This window comes from Pseudomonas sp. NFACC10-1, from assembly GCF_900119195.1.
Classification (GTDB): Bacteria; Pseudomonadota; Gammaproteobacteria; order Pseudomonadales; family Pseudomonadaceae; genus Aquipseudomonas; species Aquipseudomonas cerasi.
In genome coordinates this window covers 502,049-517,881 of the sequence record NZ_FPJB01000004.1, presented here as the reverse complement: position 1 = coordinate 517,881, position 15,833 = coordinate 502,049, and the positions used below count along the sequence as shown (strand labels likewise).

General features: G+C 59.6%; 14 protein-coding genes. 7 read left to right on the top strand and 7 right to left on the bottom strand.

The window, feature by feature from the left end:
• Positions 1-5: 5 nt before the first annotated feature.
• Positions 6-524, bottom strand: a complete 519-nt coding sequence (locus BT119_RS14565; protein ID WP_003371929.1) for a nucleoside 2-deoxyribosyltransferase — start codon at positions 522-524, stop codon at positions 6-8.
• Between the two features lie 168 nt (positions 525-692).
• Here BT119_RS14565 and BT119_RS14560 point away from each other — a divergent pair, with 168 nt between their 5' ends.
• The gene (locus BT119_RS14560) at positions 693-2,396 is read left to right on the top strand and encodes a VRR-NUC domain-containing protein (protein WP_072366172.1); all 1,704 of its coding nucleotides are present in this window, start codon (positions 693-695) and stop codon (positions 2,394-2,396) included.
• On the opposite strand, the gene BT119_RS14555 is transcribed toward BT119_RS14560, so the two are convergent.
• Together BT119_RS14555 and BT119_RS14550 are read right to left on the bottom strand one after the other, a co-directional pair.
• Complete coding sequence (locus tag BT119_RS14555; protein ID WP_072366171.1) at positions 2,372-2,674, bottom strand: hypothetical protein; 303 nt, start codon at positions 2,672-2,674, stop codon at positions 2,372-2,374. The two genes, BT119_RS14560 and BT119_RS14555, sit on opposite strands and share 25 nt — an antisense overlap.
• Before the next feature lie 110 nt (positions 2,675-2,784).
• Entirely contained in the window at positions 2,785-3,072 is a 288-nt protein-coding gene (locus tag BT119_RS14550) for a hypothetical protein (protein ID WP_003371935.1), read from the bottom strand.
• 518 nt (positions 3,073-3,590) lie between these two features.
• On the opposite strand from BT119_RS14550, the gene pstS reads away from it, so the two are divergent.
• The 4 genes from pstS (at position 3,591) to pstB (ending at position 7,347) form a co-directional block, all read left to right on the top strand.
• Entirely contained in the window at positions 3,591-4,610 is a 1,020-nt protein-coding gene (pstS, locus tag BT119_RS14545) for a phosphate ABC transporter substrate-binding protein PstS (RefSeq protein WP_003371938.1), read from the top strand.
• An 81-nt stretch (positions 4,611-4,691) separates the two neighbouring features.
• The gene (gene pstC / locus BT119_RS14540) at positions 4,692-5,687 is read left to right on the top strand and encodes a phosphate ABC transporter permease subunit PstC (RefSeq protein WP_003371940.1); all 996 of its coding nucleotides are present in this window, start codon (positions 4,692-4,694) and stop codon (positions 5,685-5,687) included.
• Positions 5,684-6,568 carry a phosphate ABC transporter permease PstA gene (gene pstA / locus BT119_RS14535; RefSeq protein WP_003435912.1) on the top strand — a complete coding sequence of 295 codons (885 nt, stop codon included), beginning with the start codon at positions 5,684-5,686 and terminating at the stop codon, positions 6,566-6,568. The genes pstC and pstA overlap by 4 nt, the downstream gene beginning before the upstream one ends.
• Positions 6,568-7,347, top strand: coding sequence for a phosphate ABC transporter ATP-binding protein PstB (gene pstB, locus BT119_RS14530; protein WP_002553918.1), 780 nt, complete (start codon positions 6,568-6,570; stop codon positions 7,345-7,347). Before pstA ends, pstB begins: the two co-directional genes overlap by 1 nt.
• On the opposite strand, the gene BT119_RS14525 is transcribed toward pstB, so the two are convergent.
• Positions 7,348-8,277 (bottom strand): LysR family transcriptional regulator, encoded by a 930-nt coding sequence (locus BT119_RS14525; protein ID WP_003371946.1) that lies wholly within the window; start codon positions 8,275-8,277, stop codon positions 7,348-7,350. It abuts the gene before it with no gap.
• A gap of 216 nt (positions 8,278-8,493) precedes the next feature.
• On the opposite strand from BT119_RS14525, the gene BT119_RS14520 reads away from it, so the two are divergent.
• Entirely contained in the window at positions 8,494-9,492 is a 999-nt protein-coding gene (locus BT119_RS14520; RefSeq protein ID WP_003371948.1) for an alpha/beta fold hydrolase, read from the top strand.
• A gap of 68 nt (positions 9,493-9,560) precedes the next feature.
• Here BT119_RS14520 and nirD read toward each other — a convergent pair whose 3' ends face one another.
• Both nirD and nirB read right to left on the bottom strand, forming a co-directional pair.
• A complete protein-coding gene (gene nirD / locus BT119_RS14515) occupies positions 9,561-9,947 on the bottom strand; it encodes a nitrite reductase small subunit NirD (RefSeq protein ID WP_003435908.1) in 387 nt (128 codons plus the stop codon).
• Positions 9,947-12,508, bottom strand: coding sequence for a nitrite reductase large subunit NirB (gene nirB / locus BT119_RS14510; protein ID WP_072366170.1), 2,562 nt, complete (start codon positions 12,506-12,508; stop codon positions 9,947-9,949). Before nirB ends, nirD begins: the two co-directional genes overlap by 1 nt.
• 741 nt (positions 12,509-13,249) lie before the next feature.
• On the opposite strand from nirB, the gene BT119_RS14500 reads away from it, so the two are divergent.
• A complete protein-coding gene (locus BT119_RS14500; RefSeq protein WP_003435905.1) occupies positions 13,250-13,744 on the top strand; it encodes a GNAT family N-acetyltransferase in 495 nt (164 codons plus the stop codon).
• A gap of 56 nt (positions 13,745-13,800) precedes the next feature.
• On the opposite strand, the gene BT119_RS14495 is transcribed toward BT119_RS14500, so the two are convergent.
• On the bottom strand, positions 13,801-15,807 hold the full coding sequence (locus BT119_RS14495) for a peptidase U32 family protein (RefSeq protein WP_003435903.1): 2,007 nt from the start codon (positions 15,805-15,807) through the stop codon (positions 13,801-13,803).
• Between the last annotated feature and the right edge of the window lie 26 nt (positions 15,808-15,833).

Sequence of the window (15,833 nt, the reverse complement as noted above, 5' to 3'; positions counted from 1 at the left end):
CCCGGTCAGCCGCTTGTGGGCAGGGCCTGAAAGCCACTCAGGTACTTTGCCAGCGCCTCTGCACCCAGCTCCACGGTTGAGCTGGTGCCCGCCCAGCTGCAGGCGAGCATCAGGTTGCGCGGCAGGTCGAAGTCTTCAACCGTAAACCCATTGGCGTCGAGACCGTTTTCATCGTGGGGAACCAGTTCGCGCAGCGACGCCACCGGTTCAAAGTACGCCCACACTGGCTTGTTCAGTGCGACCGCCATACCGACTTCGAAGGCCGTGCCCGAATCCGGCTCCAGGCCACGGAACACGTTGAGGTTGACCAGCATCGCTGAGCAGCGGTGGATCATCGCGACATTCATCGAGTAAATCTGCTGTGCGGTTTCATGCGCTGTTCGTCCGTGCGTGACCTCATTGTCAAACGGGTACAGACCCTCAAGTCCGTGTGCGGCGCACAGAGCCTTCAGATAGCGTCCATGTTCCACGGCATCGGTCCTGAACACGTCGAAGCCTGCGAGATAAACCAGTGGCGCGTGCATATTCGTCTCTCGGCTGCAGATGTTGTCGCGCCGATTCTAAGGCCGACCGTCTGCCCGCGATACATGCCATTGATCGGTCGAACACGATCAGCAGGCGTTTGCACTGGAATCTGTACGGATAACCAGTATCCTTGTTCAGTCTGCTCATTTGTCATGTGAACGCTGGCCTTGAATACTTCGCCCCTCGACAATCCGTTTTACTACCTGGAAAACTTCCGTCAGGTCCTTGACTGGATTGCCCGGCGCTACGATGACCTGCTCGATGCAACCGAGCGCCGCTTCATCAGCGAGTTTGCCGAGCTGCCGGTGCCCGCCCAGGGGTTGCTGGTGCGCATGGTGATGCGCAAGGGTGTGTTGTTTCGGGCCAGCAAACTCGGTTATGTCGAGATTGGCGACCCTCACGACGCCGTATTGCCGCTGCTGGCGCGGGAGTGGGTCGACACCGCTCCGCCACTGGGCCTGAGCGAGTTGTTCCAGCTGCTACGTCGGGATGAGTTGAGCCACTGCTTCAAGGACCACGCGGTCAAGGGCCCTGAGCGCAAGCAGGATTGGTTCGAGCGCCTGCAGCCCATGTACCTGTCGCCGCAGTCCCTCGAACAATGGCATCCGACGTTGCCCGACGCCGTGTTCGGCCTGAAGATCATGCCGCTGTGTGATCGCCTGCGCTTGCTGTACTTCGGCAATCTGTACCAGGAATGGTCTGAATTCGTGCTGGCTGACCTGGGTATCTACCGCTACGAAAAAGTCGAGTTTTCGCTGGAGTCGCGTGGCATCAACGAGCGTGCGGATATCGATGTGTGTCTGCAATTGCATGCCTGTCGTGAAGCGCTGGAAACCTGCCTGGAACTGCATGCGCTGGCCGAGCGGGTCATTGCCATCGAATGCGGCAACCCATGGTTGCTCATGCGTCGTGGCAAACTGCTGTTTCGTATCGGGCAACAGGCCGAGCGCATGCAGGACTGGCCTCTGGCGATGGCGGTGTATCGTCAGTCGAGTTACCCCGGCGCGCGTTCAAGGCAGATCCGCGTGCTGGAGCGCAACGCTGAGTACGCAGCGGCGCTGGCGCTGGCGGAGCAGGCCCGTCTCGCTCCGGAAAGTGATGCTGAGGTCCAGCACCTGTCACGCGTCTTGCCACGCCTGCAACGCAAGCTCGGTCTGACTGCCGCGCGCAAGCGCACGGTGCGGGCCATTGCGCGGCTGGACGTGCAGGTCACGCCAGTGTCGGGCATGAGTGTCGAGCGTTTGATACGCCTGCACCTCGAAGAAGAGCAGGGCGGGGAGGTGCATTACGTCGAGAATGCGCTGATCAATTCACTGTTCGGGCTGCTGTGCTGGCGAGCCATTTTCGCCCCGTTGCCGGGTGCATTCTTTCATCCGTTTCACAGTGCGCCGAGTGACCTGTACAGCCCTGACTTTTATCAGCGCAGAGCATCGTTGTTCGATGCCTGTCTGACGCAACTGGAGTCTGATGAATACCTGACGACCATTCGTGAGCATTTTGAGAGCAAATACGGTCTGCAATCACCCTTTGTATTCTGGGGAGCGCTGACGCCGGAGCTTCTGGAACAGGCGCTTCATTGCCTGCCGGCAGAGCACTTGCTTCGCTGGTTTCGTCGGCTGTTGCAGGACATAAAAGCCAACCGGACCGGGATGCCCGACCTGATCCAGTTTTTTCCGGAGCAGCGTCGTTATCGAATGATCGAGGTCAAGGGGCCGGGTGACCGCCTCCAGGACAACCAACTGCGCTGGCTGGACTTCTGTGCCGAGCATGGCATGCCGGTGGAGGTGTGTTACGTGCAATGGGCGACTGACGACAGTGCCTGCGTCAGTAGCGACCTGTCAGGTCATCAAGGGGCCTTGTGCCCGTCCTGAGTGTCCTGATGATCCGCATCATGGGGCTGTTTCGAATCATGAGGCTTGTCGTCCGCGCTGCCGTTCTTTCCCGGCAAGGGGTCCATGCCTTTGGTGCCGGGGCTTGTGCCTGGCGCGCCGGGGCTGGTGCCGTCGACGTTCTTTTCCGTTCCGGTGCCCGGGACTTTCGGACCGTCGCTGACCGGGTTGGTCGGTCCGGTCGAACCTGCAAGCGCACTGGTCGCCGACAGGGCCAAAAATGTCGCCAGGCTTATCGCCCCCAATCTATTCCTGATCATGGTGCAAACTCCGTGAGTACTTTGATCGAAACAGTACGTTGACTGAAACTGTACCGCGAGAAGGGTAGACCCGCGGGCAGGGCATAGTCCTACCCGCGTAAGACGCCTGATTACTGAGTCTTGGTCTTTTCAGTGGTGGTGCTCTTGTCGTGCGTACCGTGTGTCGTCTTGTTGTCGTGCTTCATCGAACGCTCGGCTGCCGCTTCCTTGCTTTCAGCTTGCGCGCCTGGAGTCTCGGACGAGGTGCGGTCCATCGGCTGGGTATTGGTGCCCGGCAGTTTGGTCGCATTCTTGTTGATCGGGGTTTCAGGGGTGGTGGTCGACTCGGCAAAGGCGGCACCCGAAGCTACAGCCATCAGGCCAGCAAGAGTCAGGGCAGTCAGTTTGGTCTTGATCATGATGATTACTCCGTTGTTTTAAAGTACTCACGTTGGTCATTGGCCAGTGGCCATAGGTGCCGTCGAACCCGACGAACGGTAGATGTGTTCGATGCATCAAGGCTTACGCCGTTGCTATCCGCCGTGAGAGTCATCACGCGCTCTTTTCGGTCATTCACGCCCCTCTTAACGCCGTCGACAGCGAAGTTTTAAGTTGATTTAGCTATAACGTGACCGCTCGGTCATTTACAAAGCTTCTTAAAATCACACTTTCTTACATTTTTATAACGAAGCGGGCATTCCGCTACCTGATGAGTGGTGGCAGAAGGCTATTTGGGTTTGCGGGTCGAAAATGTCCCGTAAACATTGGGTTTGGAAGGGGTTTTCTTAGCTGGCGACGTAGGAAATCACTTACAAAAAAGTTCCCCTAACGACACGATTCGTTGGATTGTCATTAAACAGCAACATTTGAGGTTTTAAATCCGCCTCGGGCCTCCTTAAGTGGACCACCACACAATCTCCTGGACTGAGGTATTACCGTGATTCTGCTGACTAAAAAACGCTTGTCGCTTCTGATCGCATCGCTGTGCCTTAGCGGTGTGGCTCACGCGACTGATGTAACAGGCGCTGGTTCGAGTTTCGTCTACCCGGTTATTTCGGCGTGGTCCCAGGACTACAGCAAGAGCAAGGATAACCGTATCAACTATCAGTCCATCGGTTCGGGTGGTGGTATTGCCCAGATCAAGGCTGCGACCGTTGACTTCGGTGCATCCGACGCCCCGATGTCTGCAGAAGATCTGCAGGCCGGCGGCCTGGGTCAGTTCCCAAGCGTGATCGGCGGTATCGTGCCGATCGTCAACGTCGAAGGCGTCGAAAGCGGCGAGCTGAAGCTGGACGGTCCAACCATCGCCAAGATCTTCATGGGCGACATCAAGAAGTGGAACGACCCGGCAATCACTGCGCTGAACTCGGGCGTCAAACTGCCTGATACCGCAATCACCGTCGTTCACCGTTCGGACGGTTCGGGCACCACGTACAACTTCACCAACTACCTGAGCAAAGTCAGCCCGGAGTGGAACGAGAAGCTGAAGTTCGGTTCGACCGTGCAGTGGCCAGCAGGGGTGGGCGGCAAGGGTAACGAAGGTGTTTCGGCCTACGTGAAGCAGATCAAGGGTTCGATCGGCTACGTCGAGTACTCCTACGCAACCACCAACAAACTGTCCTACACCCAGTTGAAAAACGCTGCCGGCAAATTCATCAAGCCTGACGCCAAGGCATTTGCTGCCGCCGCCGACACTGCCGACTGGGCAAGCGCCAAAGACTTCAACCTGATCATGACCAACGCGCCGGGTGAGGCTGCATGGCCGATCACCGCGACCACCTGGATCATCATGTACAAGAAAGCCAAGAACGAAGAGAAAAGCACGGCTGCTTTCGACTTCTTCAAGTGGTCCCTGGAAAACGGCCAGAAGCAGGCCGAGAAACTGGAATATGTAGCGTTGCCGAAATCGCTGGTTGATCGCGTGGAAAGCTACTGGAAAACGGAATTCACCAAGTAAGTGATTCAACCCGTACCACCCCTGTCATCAGCCGCGATATCGGCTCGGTGACAGGGGCTTTTCCTTGCGAGTGGCCTCAACATGACTGAAAACACCCAATACCTGTCCGCTAACGTCTCCGCTGGTGAGTCCGAGGGCGAGAAGCGCGCCAAACGGGATCATCGTCATGACCTGTGGTTCAAGCGTTCATTGCAGGCTGCAGCGATGCTGGTGCTTGCTTTGCTGGGTTGTATTGCCTTGTCGACCCTGTGGGGCGGCAGTCTGGCATTCCAGACTTTCGGGTTTGGCTTTCTGACCAGTACCGAGTGGGACGTGAACGCCGGCAAGTTTGGCGCTCTGGTTCCGATCTACGGCACCCTGGTGACCTCTTTTCTGGCTTTGCTGATCGCCGTACCGGTGAGTTTCGGCATTGCAATCTTTCTTACCGAAGTGGCGCCGCCCTGGTTGCGCATGCCGATCGCCTCGGCCATCGAGCTGCTGGCCGGTATCCCTTCGATCATCTACGGCATGTGGGGGTTGTTCGTCTTCGGCCCGTTCATGGCTGAACACCTGTCGCCGTGGATCACCGAAAACCTTGGCGCACTGCCGCTGATCGGTCCGATGTTCCAAGGGCCGCCGTTGGGTATCGGCATGCTGACCGCCGGTATCGTACTGGCGATCATGATCACGCCGTTCATAACCTCGGTGATGCAGGAAGTCTTCCGCACCGTGCCCGTGGCCCTCAAAGAGTCGGCCTATGCACTGGGCGGTACAACCTGGGAAGTGGTCTGGGATATCGTGCTGCCGTACACCCGTTCGGCCGTGGTCGGCGGTGTGTTTCTGGGGCTGGGGCGCGCGCTCGGCGAAACCATGGCGGTAACCTTCGTACTGGGCAACGCGCATCAGTTCTCGGCTTCGCTGATGATGCCGAGCAGTTCGATCGCTTCGGTGATCGCCAACGAGTTCAACGAGGCCTACACCGACTTGCACCGTTCGGCACTGATCGCCCTTGGCTTCCTGTTGTTCGTCGTCACCTTCATCGTGCTGGCCCTTGCACGCCTGATGCTGTCGCGCCTTTCGCGTAAGGAGGGGTTATGAGTAAGGATGTGACCGGCAGCGAGCACCTGTATCGGGTTCGCAGCATCAAGAACAAGATTGCGATGGTGCTCAGCTGTGGTGCCACTGCCTTCGGCCTGCTGTGGCTGGTGTGGATTCTGCTGACCACTATCATCAAGGGCATCGACGCGCTCAACCTGCAACTGTTCACCGGCATGACTCCGCCGCCTGGTACCGAGGGTGGACTGGCCAACGCGTTCTACGGCAGCGTGCTGATGTCCGGCATCGGCCTGCTGATCGGTACGCCGATCGGCCTGATGGCCGGCATCTGGCTGGCCGAGTTTGCCCGCTACACCAAACTGGGCAACGCCGTGCGCTTCATCAACGACATCCTGCTGTCGGCACCTTCGATTGTGCTCGGTCTGTTCGTCTACACCGTCGTGGTACTGCCACTCAACGCGGTGACAGGCCATCAGGTGGGCTTTTCAGCGATTGCCGGTGCGCTGGCGCTGGCATTGCTGGTGATCCCTGTGGTGGTGCGTACCACTGACGAAATGATGCAACTGCAACCCTCGACCATGCGTGAAGCTGCGCTGGCGCTGGGTGTGCCGCAATGGAAGCTGACCCTGCAAATCGTCCTTCGCGCGGCCAAGGCTGGTGTGGTAACCGGCGTATTGCTCGCATTGGCACGCATCACCGGCGAAACCGCGCCGCTGCTGTTCACCGCTTTCGGCAACCAGTTCTGGAGCAGCGATCTGCTCAAACCCATCGCCAGTGTTCCGGTGGTGGTTTTCCAGTACGCCATGAGCCCGTTCGATGACTGGCACTCCCTGGCATGGGCCGGTGCGCTGGTCATGACGTTGTTCGTACTGATACTGAGTCTGCTGTCTCGCTTAATTCTTCTGCGCAATAGGGCGTCCTGATGAACAACCTTTCCCTGGCCAACGAAAAAACCAAGATCCAAGTGCGCGGTCTGGAGTTTTTCTACAACAACCAGAAGTCGTTGAAGTCCATCGACATGACCATCCCCGAGAAGCGCATCACGGCGATCATCGGCCCGTCGGGTTGCGGTAAATCGACCCTGCTGCGCGTCTTCAACCGCATCTACGCGATGTACCCGAAGCAGGAAGCGCGTGGTGAAGTGCTGCTCAATGGCGAAAACATCCTGGCCCCAGGTTATTCGATGAACCGCCTGCGCAGTCATGTGGGCATGGTGTTCCAGAAGCCGGTGCCGTTCCCGATGTCGATCTACGACAACATTTCCTACGCCATCAAACATCACGAAAAACTATCGCGTCGGGAAATGGAAGATCGCGTCGAGCAGGCCCTGCGTGGCGCGGCCTTGTGGGACGAGGTCAAGGACAAGCTCAAGCAGAGCGCGACCGGTCTGTCCGGCGGTCAGCAGCAGCGTCTGTGCATCGCCCGTACCATCGCGCTGCGTCCTCAGGTATTGCTGCTTGACGAGCCGACCTCCGCGCTCGATCCGATCTCGACTGGTCGTATCGAACAGCTGATCACCGAGCTTAAAGAGCAGTTCACCGTGATCATCGTGACTCACAACATGCAGCAGGCGGCGCGTTGCTCCGACTACACCGCCTTCATGTTCATGGGTGAACTGATCGAGCACGGCGACACCGATACCATCTTCACCAAGCCCTCCAAGACCCAGACCGAAGATTACATCACTGGTCGTTTCGGCTGATCATCCGGCCAGGGCGGGCGCTTCCTGGCGCTCGCCCATGAACTCCTCGATCCTGCTGCGTAGCCAACGCTCGGCAGGGTCGCTGTCCATCACACTCAGCCACGTCATCGACAGGTCCAGCCCCGGTGTGGGGAAGGGCAGTGGCTCGTCATACAGCAAGCCCAATGCGCTCATGGCCTTTGCCGCATAGTCGGACAGCCCCGAAATCATGTCGGTGCCGGCCATCAATGCGGGCAGGGTGGCGAACTGCGGCACCGACAACACCACCTGACGCTTGCGCCCCAGCGCGGTCAGCCACTCATCGGCGAAACTGCTGACACTCGCGACGTGCGACACCACAACATGTGGGCGCGAGCAGTATTCGTCCAGGCTCATGGGGCTGGCAGGCTTGTCGGCGCGCACCAGCCTCGGCTGCACGTTACGCAGCGTCTTGCGCTTGGCATTGGCGGGCAGTTCACGGGTCAGGCAGACGCCAACGGTGATATCGCCGGACATCAGCACCTCGGAAATATTCAGGTAGTCGACGTGCTTGACCACGATCACCACGCCGGGCGCTTCCTGGCGGATGGCCTTGAGCATCGCCGGCAGCAGGCCGAATTCGACGTCATCGGTCAGGCCGATGCGAAAGGTCATCTTGCTGACCGACGGGTCGAAGTCGGTGGTCAGGCTGAGCGCTGTGGACATGGCGTCCAGCGCAGGCGTCAGGTGCTTGAGAATCTCGTGAGCGCGCGCGGTGGGTTCCATGCGATGGCCGACGCGGATGAACAGTGGATCATTGAGCAGACTGCGCAGGCGATTCAAGGCAGCGCTTATCGTAGGTTGGCCGAGAAACAGTTTTTCGGCTGCGCGGGTGACGTTACGCTCCTGCATCAATGTTTCGAATACCACCATCAGGTTGATGTCGGCCTTGCGCAGTTCATTTCGATTCATTGCTGTTCCTTGGCATCAGACCTGGACGGCCAAGTCTAGGCAGTCCACGCAGAAGGCGTCCAGCATTTTGCCTCTGCATGATGAAACGTCTGCTTACGGTTCTTCGGGCAGGAAAAGGGCGAATCTGTAAGGGGAAACAGGGTCTACTGGCAGGCCTGCGGTTTAACGTAAAAACCGCCTTGGATTCCCGATCCCTAGCTACAGGAGGTGCCCCTTATGCGGGCTGCAAAGATTGCCGGTATGTTGATGTCGCTGACGCTGTCAGGCGCAGCACTGGCTGAAACGCCCGGTTATGGCCAGCAACTGGAAGGTTTTACTTACCCTCACGCGCTGCATAAATTCAGTTTCCAGTCCCAGGGCCAGACGCTGGAAATGGGTTACATGGACGTCGCGCCGAGCGGCAAGGCCAATGGCCGCACGGCGGTGCTGCTGCATGGCAAGAATTTTTGCGCTGCGACCTGGGAAGACACCATCAAGGGGCTGAGCGCTGCGGGCTATCGCGTTGTCGCACCGGATCAGATCGGTTTCTGCACCTCGACCAAGCCGGAACACTACCAGTACAGCTTCCAGCAGTTGTCGATGAATACCCATGCGCTGCTGGAAAAACTGGGTATCGACAAGGTGTCGGTAGTCGGTCACTCCACGGGCGGCATGCTGGCCACGCGTTATGCGTTGATGTACCCGAAGCAGACCGAGAAGCTGGTGATGGTCAACCCTATCGGTCTGGAAGACTGGAAAGCACTCGGCGTGCCGTACCGCAGCGTCGATCAATGGTATGAACGAGAGCTGAAGACCACCGCCGAAGGTATTCGCGCTTACGAGCAGAAGACCTACTACGATGGCCGCTGGAAGCCGGAATATGACAAGTGGGTCGACATGCTGGCCGGTCTGAACAAAGGGCCGGGGCACAAGATCGTGGCCTGGAACTCGGCGTTGATCTACGACATGATTTTTACCCAGCCAGTGTTCTACGAGTTTCCCAGGTTGCAGGTGCCGACGGTGCTGATGATCGGCGATGCCGATACCACTGCCATCGGCAGCGACATCGCGCCGCCTGAGGTCAAGGCAAAGATCGGCAATTACAAGGTACTGGGCAAGCAGGTGACGCAGATGATTCCAGGCGCCAGGCTGGTGGAGTTCAAGGGCAAGGGCCATGCCCCGCAGATGGAGGATCCGCAGGGCTTCAACAAGGCACTGGTCTCCGAGCTTCAATAAGCTGCACGTCATGCCATGCAGCAACCTGGTCCGACAGCCACCAGGTTGCCTGCGACCGGCACTGCCGATTACACGGCAATTTCTACCAGATCACCCTTGAGCCTCACCGGCCAGACGTCGAGCCGCTGTTCCGGGTATTCGATGCAACTGCCGTCGTGCAGGCGAAAGTGCTGCTTGTACAGCGGCGAGGCGATGACCAGCTCGCCCGCGATCTGCCCGATCAGACCACGCCCGATCACGTTGGCCCCGGATTTGGGATCGCGGTTGTCGATGGCAAAGAGCTGCTCGCCCTGTGCGGTTTCGGGCAGGTAGAACAGCGCGACCTGCGCGCCGTCCAGCCACGCCACGACGCCTGAATTGGCAACCAGATCCGCGCGTCCGCACAGGGGCTGCCAGTGTAACTGCGCTGCCGCGGGCGCATTGTTGCCGGCGATTATTGTCTGAGACGCGTTCATCACACCACCTCCTTGAACAACGGGATAAGGACCAGCTCTTCGGGTTTTGCCGGCCGGCGCTGGGCGCGTTCCTTGACGAACTGCACGTCGGGGTCAGCACGCCCGTCGTTGACGAAGGTGCGGAAGCGCTTGAGCTTTTCCGGGTCCTTGAGGGCGTTGGCCCATTCGCATTCGTAGCGGTCGACCACCAGTTGCATCTGCGACTCCAGCTCTGCGGCCAGGCCCAGGCTGTCGTCGATGATGACCGCCTTGAGATAGTCGAGGCCGCCTTCCAGCGATTCACGCCAGACCGAGGTACGCTGCAGCTTGTCGGCAGTGCGGATGTAGAGCATCAGGAAACGGTCGATGTAACGAACCAGGGTTTCATCATCCAGATCGGTGGCGAACAGCTCGGCGTGACGCGGACGCATGCCGCCGTTGCCGCACAGGTAAAGGTTCCAGCCGTTTTCGGTGGCAATCACGCCGACGTCCTTGCTCTGCGCTTCGGCGCATTCGCGGGTGCAGCCGGATACCGCAAACTTGAGTTTGTGCGGCGAGCGCAGGCCCTTGTAACGGTCCTCGATGCGCAGCGCCATGGCGACACTGTCCTGCACGCCGTAGCGGCACCAGGTGCTGCCGACGCAGGATTTAACCGTACGGGTCGACTTGCCGTAGGCATGGCCGGTCTCGAAGCCTGCCTCGATCAGCTCGCTCCAGATATCCGGCAACTCGTGCAGTTGCGCGCCGAACAGGTCGATGCGCTGGCCGCCGGTGATCTTGGTGTACAAGTCGTATTTTTTCGCCACCGCGCCAATCGCTATCAGGCCGTCAGGGGTAATCTCGCCACCCGGAATACGTGGCACCACCGAGTAGGTGCCGTTTTTCTGCATGTTGGCCATGAACGTATCGTTGGTGTCCTGCAGAGGCACCAGCGAAGGCTCGGTGATGGGGCGGTTCCAGCACGACGCCAGGATCGAGCCGACTGCGGGCTTGCAGATGTCGCAGCCATGCGCGCCTTTGCCATGGCGAGTCAGCAGCTCGTCAAAGGTTTCGATGCCTTCGACGCGGACCATCGAGTACAACTCCTGGCGGGTATGAGCGAAGTGTTCACACAGGCTTTTATCGACCGCCACGCCGCGAGCCAACAGTTCATGCTCGAAAACCTGTTTGAGCAGTGCGGTGCAACCGCCGCAGCCGGTGGCGGCCTTGGTGCAGGACTTGATTGCGGTCAGATCGGTGCACCCATTGTCGATGGCCGAGCACACGGCGCCTTTGCTGACGTTATGGCAGGAGCAGATGGTCGCTGTGGCGGGCAGGGCATCGGCGCCCAGCGTCGGCGCGCCTTCGCCACGCGGCAGAATCAGGCTCGATGGATCGGCGGGCAGCGGGATGCCGTTCTGCGCATATTGCAGCAGCGTGTCGTAATAGCTGTTATCGCCGACCAGCACAGCGCCGAGTACCTGCTTGCCATCGGCCGACACCACCAGGCGACGGTAGCTGGCGGTGGCTTCATCAATGAAGCGATAACTGACGGCCCCGGCCAGCGCACCGTGCGCATCACCGATGGAGCCGACATCCACACCCAGCAACTTGAGCTTGGTGGACATGTCGGCGCCGAAGAACGCGTCGGTATCCTGTTCGCACAACTGTGCTGCCACGCCGCGGGCCATTTGATAGCCGGGCGCGACCAGGCCGAACACGCTGCCGTTCCAGGCTGCGCATTCGCCGATGGCATAGATATCAGCGTCGCTGGTGCGGCAGTGCTCGTCGATTGCGATGCCACCGCGTGGGCCGAGCGCCAGCTCACACTGACGGGCCAGGGCGTCTTGCGGACGAATACCTGCGGAGAACACGATCAGGTCGGTCTCGAGAAACTCGTCGTTGGCGAAGTTCATCCGATAGCGATACTGCTTGCCGTCGCTGATCGACTGCGTGGCGCGGGACAAATGCACGCCGACGCCCAGCGCTTCGATACGCGCCTTCAATGCAGCGCCACCGAGGTCGTCCAGTTGCACCGGCATGAGAAGCGGCGCGAACTCGACGACATGGGCTTCCAGCCCCAGGGATTTAAGCGCATTGGCCGCTTCGAGTCCGAGCAGACCGCCGCCGACCACTACGCCTCGTCGGGCCTTCGACGCGGCATAGCGAATGCTGTCCAGATCCTCGAGTGTGCGATAGACCAGCCGGGAATTGCCCCGCGCGCCTTCGATAGGCGGTACGAACGGGTAGGAGCCCGTGGCCAGGATCAGTTTGTCGTAACCGAAGCAGCCTTCGGCGGTGATGATTTCGTGACGATCACGATCGATTTCCAGCACCGGTACGCCGAGGTGCAACGTCAGGCCGGGTTGTTCGTAGACAGACATCTCGCTCATGGCCAGCGATTCGGCGTCGCGGCCTGTGAAGTATTCGGACAGGTGCACGCGGTCATAGGCGCGCTGTGTTTCCTCGCCAAAGACGTGGATGCGATAGCGTTCGAGTGCGCCGCCTGCGATCAACTGCTCGACGCAATGATGCCCGACCATGCCATTACCGACGACGATCAGGGTTTTTACATCGTTGAGGGGGAAGACTGTGGTGTTCATAGCGAGTCCCGGCCGAGGCCAATCAGGTTTTTCAAAGCAAAAAAAAAGCGCCCGGAACCGTTCGGTTCCAGGCGCCTTTGCCTGTTGTCTTATTGGGTATTCGGGGGTGCCATCGAGCCACGTTGCCGGAAGCACCCGAGTAGCCCTCTGGTCTCTGCGAGACTGGCGATCCACGTCGATCAACCGGGGCGGCCCGACCACATTCATGGTGGGGTTGTTGAGGATTATGCAGAGGTTGTGCCAGCTTGCGTCGGCAGCGCTCCAAGCCCGAATTGGCAATGCACGCAAGGCTGCGCAGCGTTTACGGCGGCGTCCGGCGCATGACTTTTCCTGCCTTGCATTGGTGCGCATCGAAGGGTTTGCGCTGTAAAGCTGTGCGCCGTACGCGGAGCGTGGGCACGATAACGGCGTGCCTGCGGTCTGTCATTGATTCTGCCCGCAGGGCGCAGGAGCGACCGGGGCGGCGATCCTCATTGTTCGCGAAGACGGTGGGTAAGACGACGCATTTCCTCAGACTGTACCGGCCCTTTCGCGAACAAGTTCGCTCCCACGGCCTTCGGCCAGAATCAAAAGCGGACTTGCGTACAACGCGGAACGCTCCGCGTGGGAATGCCTGTCGTGACGCTCTGCGTCACAATTCTGCGCCGCACCGCTTGTTCTATAGTTAAGCAGTGCGTTCAAAAGCCCAAGTCTGGCGTAACATTTGTATCACCCTGCAATTCCCCCAATAAGTCCGTGCTCATGAACATCACTATTACTGAGGTACACCCCTCCGAGATCCCGCACACCGTCGATTTCGTCATGCGTGCGCGTGCCGGAATCTTTCCCTTGCTCGACACTGTCACCGTTCCGCCCGATCTGGCCGGTTTCGAGCAGGTGTATCTGCACGGGGAGGACGGCAAGTTTCTGATCGCCCGCAGTGAAGGGCAGATCATCGCGGCTGTGGGCTACCTGCCGTTTGATCATCGTTTCCCGCAGCTCGATTATCGCGGGCGCAGAACCGTTGAGATCGTGCGCCTGTTCGTCAGGCCGGAGTTTCGTGGCGACGGGCTGGCCAGCCGTTTATGTCAGGCGCTCTGGGCCCATGCCGAGGCAGGTGGCATAGAGGTTTTGTACCTGCATACCCATCCGTTTCTGCCCGGCGCGATCCGTTTCTGGGAGAAACAAGGCTTTGCCGTGACCGATGTGGAGAGCGATCCGGTGTGGAACACGACCCATATGGAGCGCGTTCTTTAAGAGGGCTTTGTCAGAAGACGAAAGGGGCTGGCAGGGCGCCAACCCCCTTGTACCGATCAGTGCGGAGAACGCTGACGCGCAGTCTTGAGCAGGTCTTCCGGTGTGATATGGCCGACCACCGATTTGGCCGCCGCGCTGCCGGGGAGCGGCAAGTCGAGAATGTGACCTTTCATCTTGCCGATCACGTGCATTTCGCAAGGCTTGCAATCGAACTTGAGGGTCAACACTTCATCACCGTGCACCAGTTGCATCGGCGCGACCTTGGTGCGCACGCCCGTCACACCTTTGGCCTGTTTCGGGCACAGGTTGAACGAGAAGCGCAGGCAATGCTTGGTGATCATCACGGGCACTTCGCCGGTCTCTTCGTGGGCCTCGTAGGCCGCGTCGATCAGCTGTACGCCGTGGCGATGATAGAAGTCGCGAGCCTTCTGGTTGTAGACGTTGGCCAGAAAAGACAGATGCGACTCCGGGTACACCGGTGGCGGGGTCGTCTCCGCCTTGCGGCCACCGCGCGGATGAGCCTTGATTCGCGCTTCGGTCAGTGCCTCGATGGCGTCGCGGCGCAGGGTCTTGAGCTGCGAGTTGGGTACGAAGAACGCCTGTGGCGCGTCAAGGCTGACGTCCTGGGCATGATAGATCGTAGTGCCCAGTTGAGTGAGCAGGTCACGCAACTGATCCAGCGCCTGTTCGGGCTTGTTGGCCGCGCCAAACGGTCCATCGAGACCGACCGTGACGCTCACGCCTTCTTCGCTGGTGGCTTCCAGACTCAAGTGATCTTCGCGCAGCGTAACCTGCCACTGAACGCCGATACGACGTTCGGCCGAGGTCTTGAGCAGCGCCTGTTGCCAGTTGTGGTCCAGGTTGCGGTTCAGCGGATGATTGGGGCGTACGCGCGACAGCGCTGCGGGCATCTCGTTGGGCTCTACGCGATAGCGCCAGCGCTTCTGGCCGTCCTCTTCGAACTCGCCCTTGAGCTCGGCGATGTTGGCACGGAAGCCCACCACTTCACGCTTGATCTGCACATTGAGGCCGTCGCCGTTGGACAGCGGCTCGTGGGTCACGGCGATCAGGTCGCGCTTGCCGAGCTTTTCAACGGTGCCCACCGCCAGACCGGTGAAGGTCGGCGTGTCGAACGCGCCGATGTCGATCTTGCGGTCGCTGACGAAATAATCGGTGCTGCCGCGATGAAAGGTCTTTTCCGGGTCCGGCACGAAAAAGTGCGCGGTACGGCCGCTGGAAGCGGGTGCGAGGTCCGTGCGGTCTTCGAGAATCTCGTCCAGACGCTGGCGATAATAGGCCGTGATGTTTTTCACGTAGCCCGCATCCTTGTAGCGCCCTTCGATCTTGAACGAGCGCACGCCGGCGTCCACCAAAGCACGCAGGTTGGCGCTCTGATTGTTGTCTTTCATCGACAACAGATGCTTTTCGAAGGCCACAACGCGACCCTGATCATCCTTGAGGGTGTACGGCAGGCGGCAGGCCTGCGAGCAGTCGCCACGGTTGGCGCTGCGGCCGTTTTGCGCGTGGGAAATATTGCACTGCCCGGAGAACGCCACGCACAGGGCGCCGTGGATGAAGAATTCGATGGCCGCATCGGTTTCATCGGCGATTGCGCGGATTTCCTGCAGATTCAGTTCCCGGGCCAGCACCAGCTGCGAGAAACCGGCCTGATCGAGAAACTTCGCCCGGCTCAGGGTGCGAATATCGGTTTGCGTGCTGGCGTGCAGCTCGATGGGCGGAATGTCCATCTCCATCACCCCGAGGTCCTGCACGATCAACGCATCCACGCCGGCGTCGTAGAGCTGGTGAATCAGCTTGCGCGCGGGCTCCAGCTCGTCGTCATGGAGGATGGTGTTGATGGTGGTAAAGATCCGCGCGTGGTAGCGGTGCGCGAATTTGACCAGCTCGGCAATGTCGCTGACCTCGTTACAGGCGTTGTGCCGCGCACCAAAGCTCGGCCCGCCGATATACACCGCATCGGCACCATGCAGGATGGCTTCACGGGCGATGGTCACATCCCGTGCAGGGCTGAGCAATTCCAGGTGGTGCTTGGGTAACGACATGGCAACGGGATCCGGCTGCGGGCAAA

Bases quoted from the DNA above. Each gene is read 5' to 3' on its own strand.
- BT119_RS14565 (WP_003371929.1), bottom strand. From the start codon at position 524: ATGCACGCGCCACTGGTTTATCTCGCAGGCTTCGACGTGTTCAGGACC.
- BT119_RS14555 (WP_072366171.1), bottom strand. From the start codon at position 2,674: ATGATCAGGAATAGATTGGGGGCGATAAGCCTGGCGACATTTTTGGCC.
- BT119_RS14550 (WP_003371935.1), bottom strand. From the start codon at position 3,072: ATGATCAAGACCAAACTGACTGCCCTGACTCTTGCTGGCCTGATGGCT.
- pstC (WP_003371940.1), top strand. From the start codon at position 4,692: ATGACTGAAAACACCCAATACCTGTCCGCTAACGTCTCCGCTGGTGAG.
- pstA (WP_003435912.1), top strand. From the start codon at position 5,684: ATGAGTAAGGATGTGACCGGCAGCGAGCACCTGTATCGGGTTCGCAGC.
- pstB (WP_002553918.1), top strand. From the start codon at position 6,568: ATGAACAACCTTTCCCTGGCCAACGAAAAAACCAAGATCCAAGTGCGC.
- BT119_RS14525 (WP_003371946.1), bottom strand. From the start codon at position 8,277: ATGAATCGAAATGAACTGCGCAAGGCCGACATCAACCTGATGGTGGTA.
- BT119_RS14520 (WP_003371948.1), top strand. From the start codon at position 8,494: ATGCGGGCTGCAAAGATTGCCGGTATGTTGATGTCGCTGACGCTGTCA.
- nirD (WP_003435908.1), bottom strand. From the start codon at position 9,947: ATGAACGCGTCTCAGACAATAATCGCCGGCAACAATGCGCCCGCGGCA.
- nirB (WP_072366170.1), bottom strand. From the start codon at position 12,508: ATGAACACCACAGTCTTCCCCCTCAACGATGTAAAAACCCTGATCGTC.
- BT119_RS14500 (WP_003435905.1), top strand. From the start codon at position 13,250: ATGAACATCACTATTACTGAGGTACACCCCTCCGAGATCCCGCACACC.
- BT119_RS14495 (WP_003435903.1), bottom strand. From the start codon at position 15,807: ATGTCGTTACCCAAGCACCACCTGGAATTGCTCAGCCCTGCACGGGAT.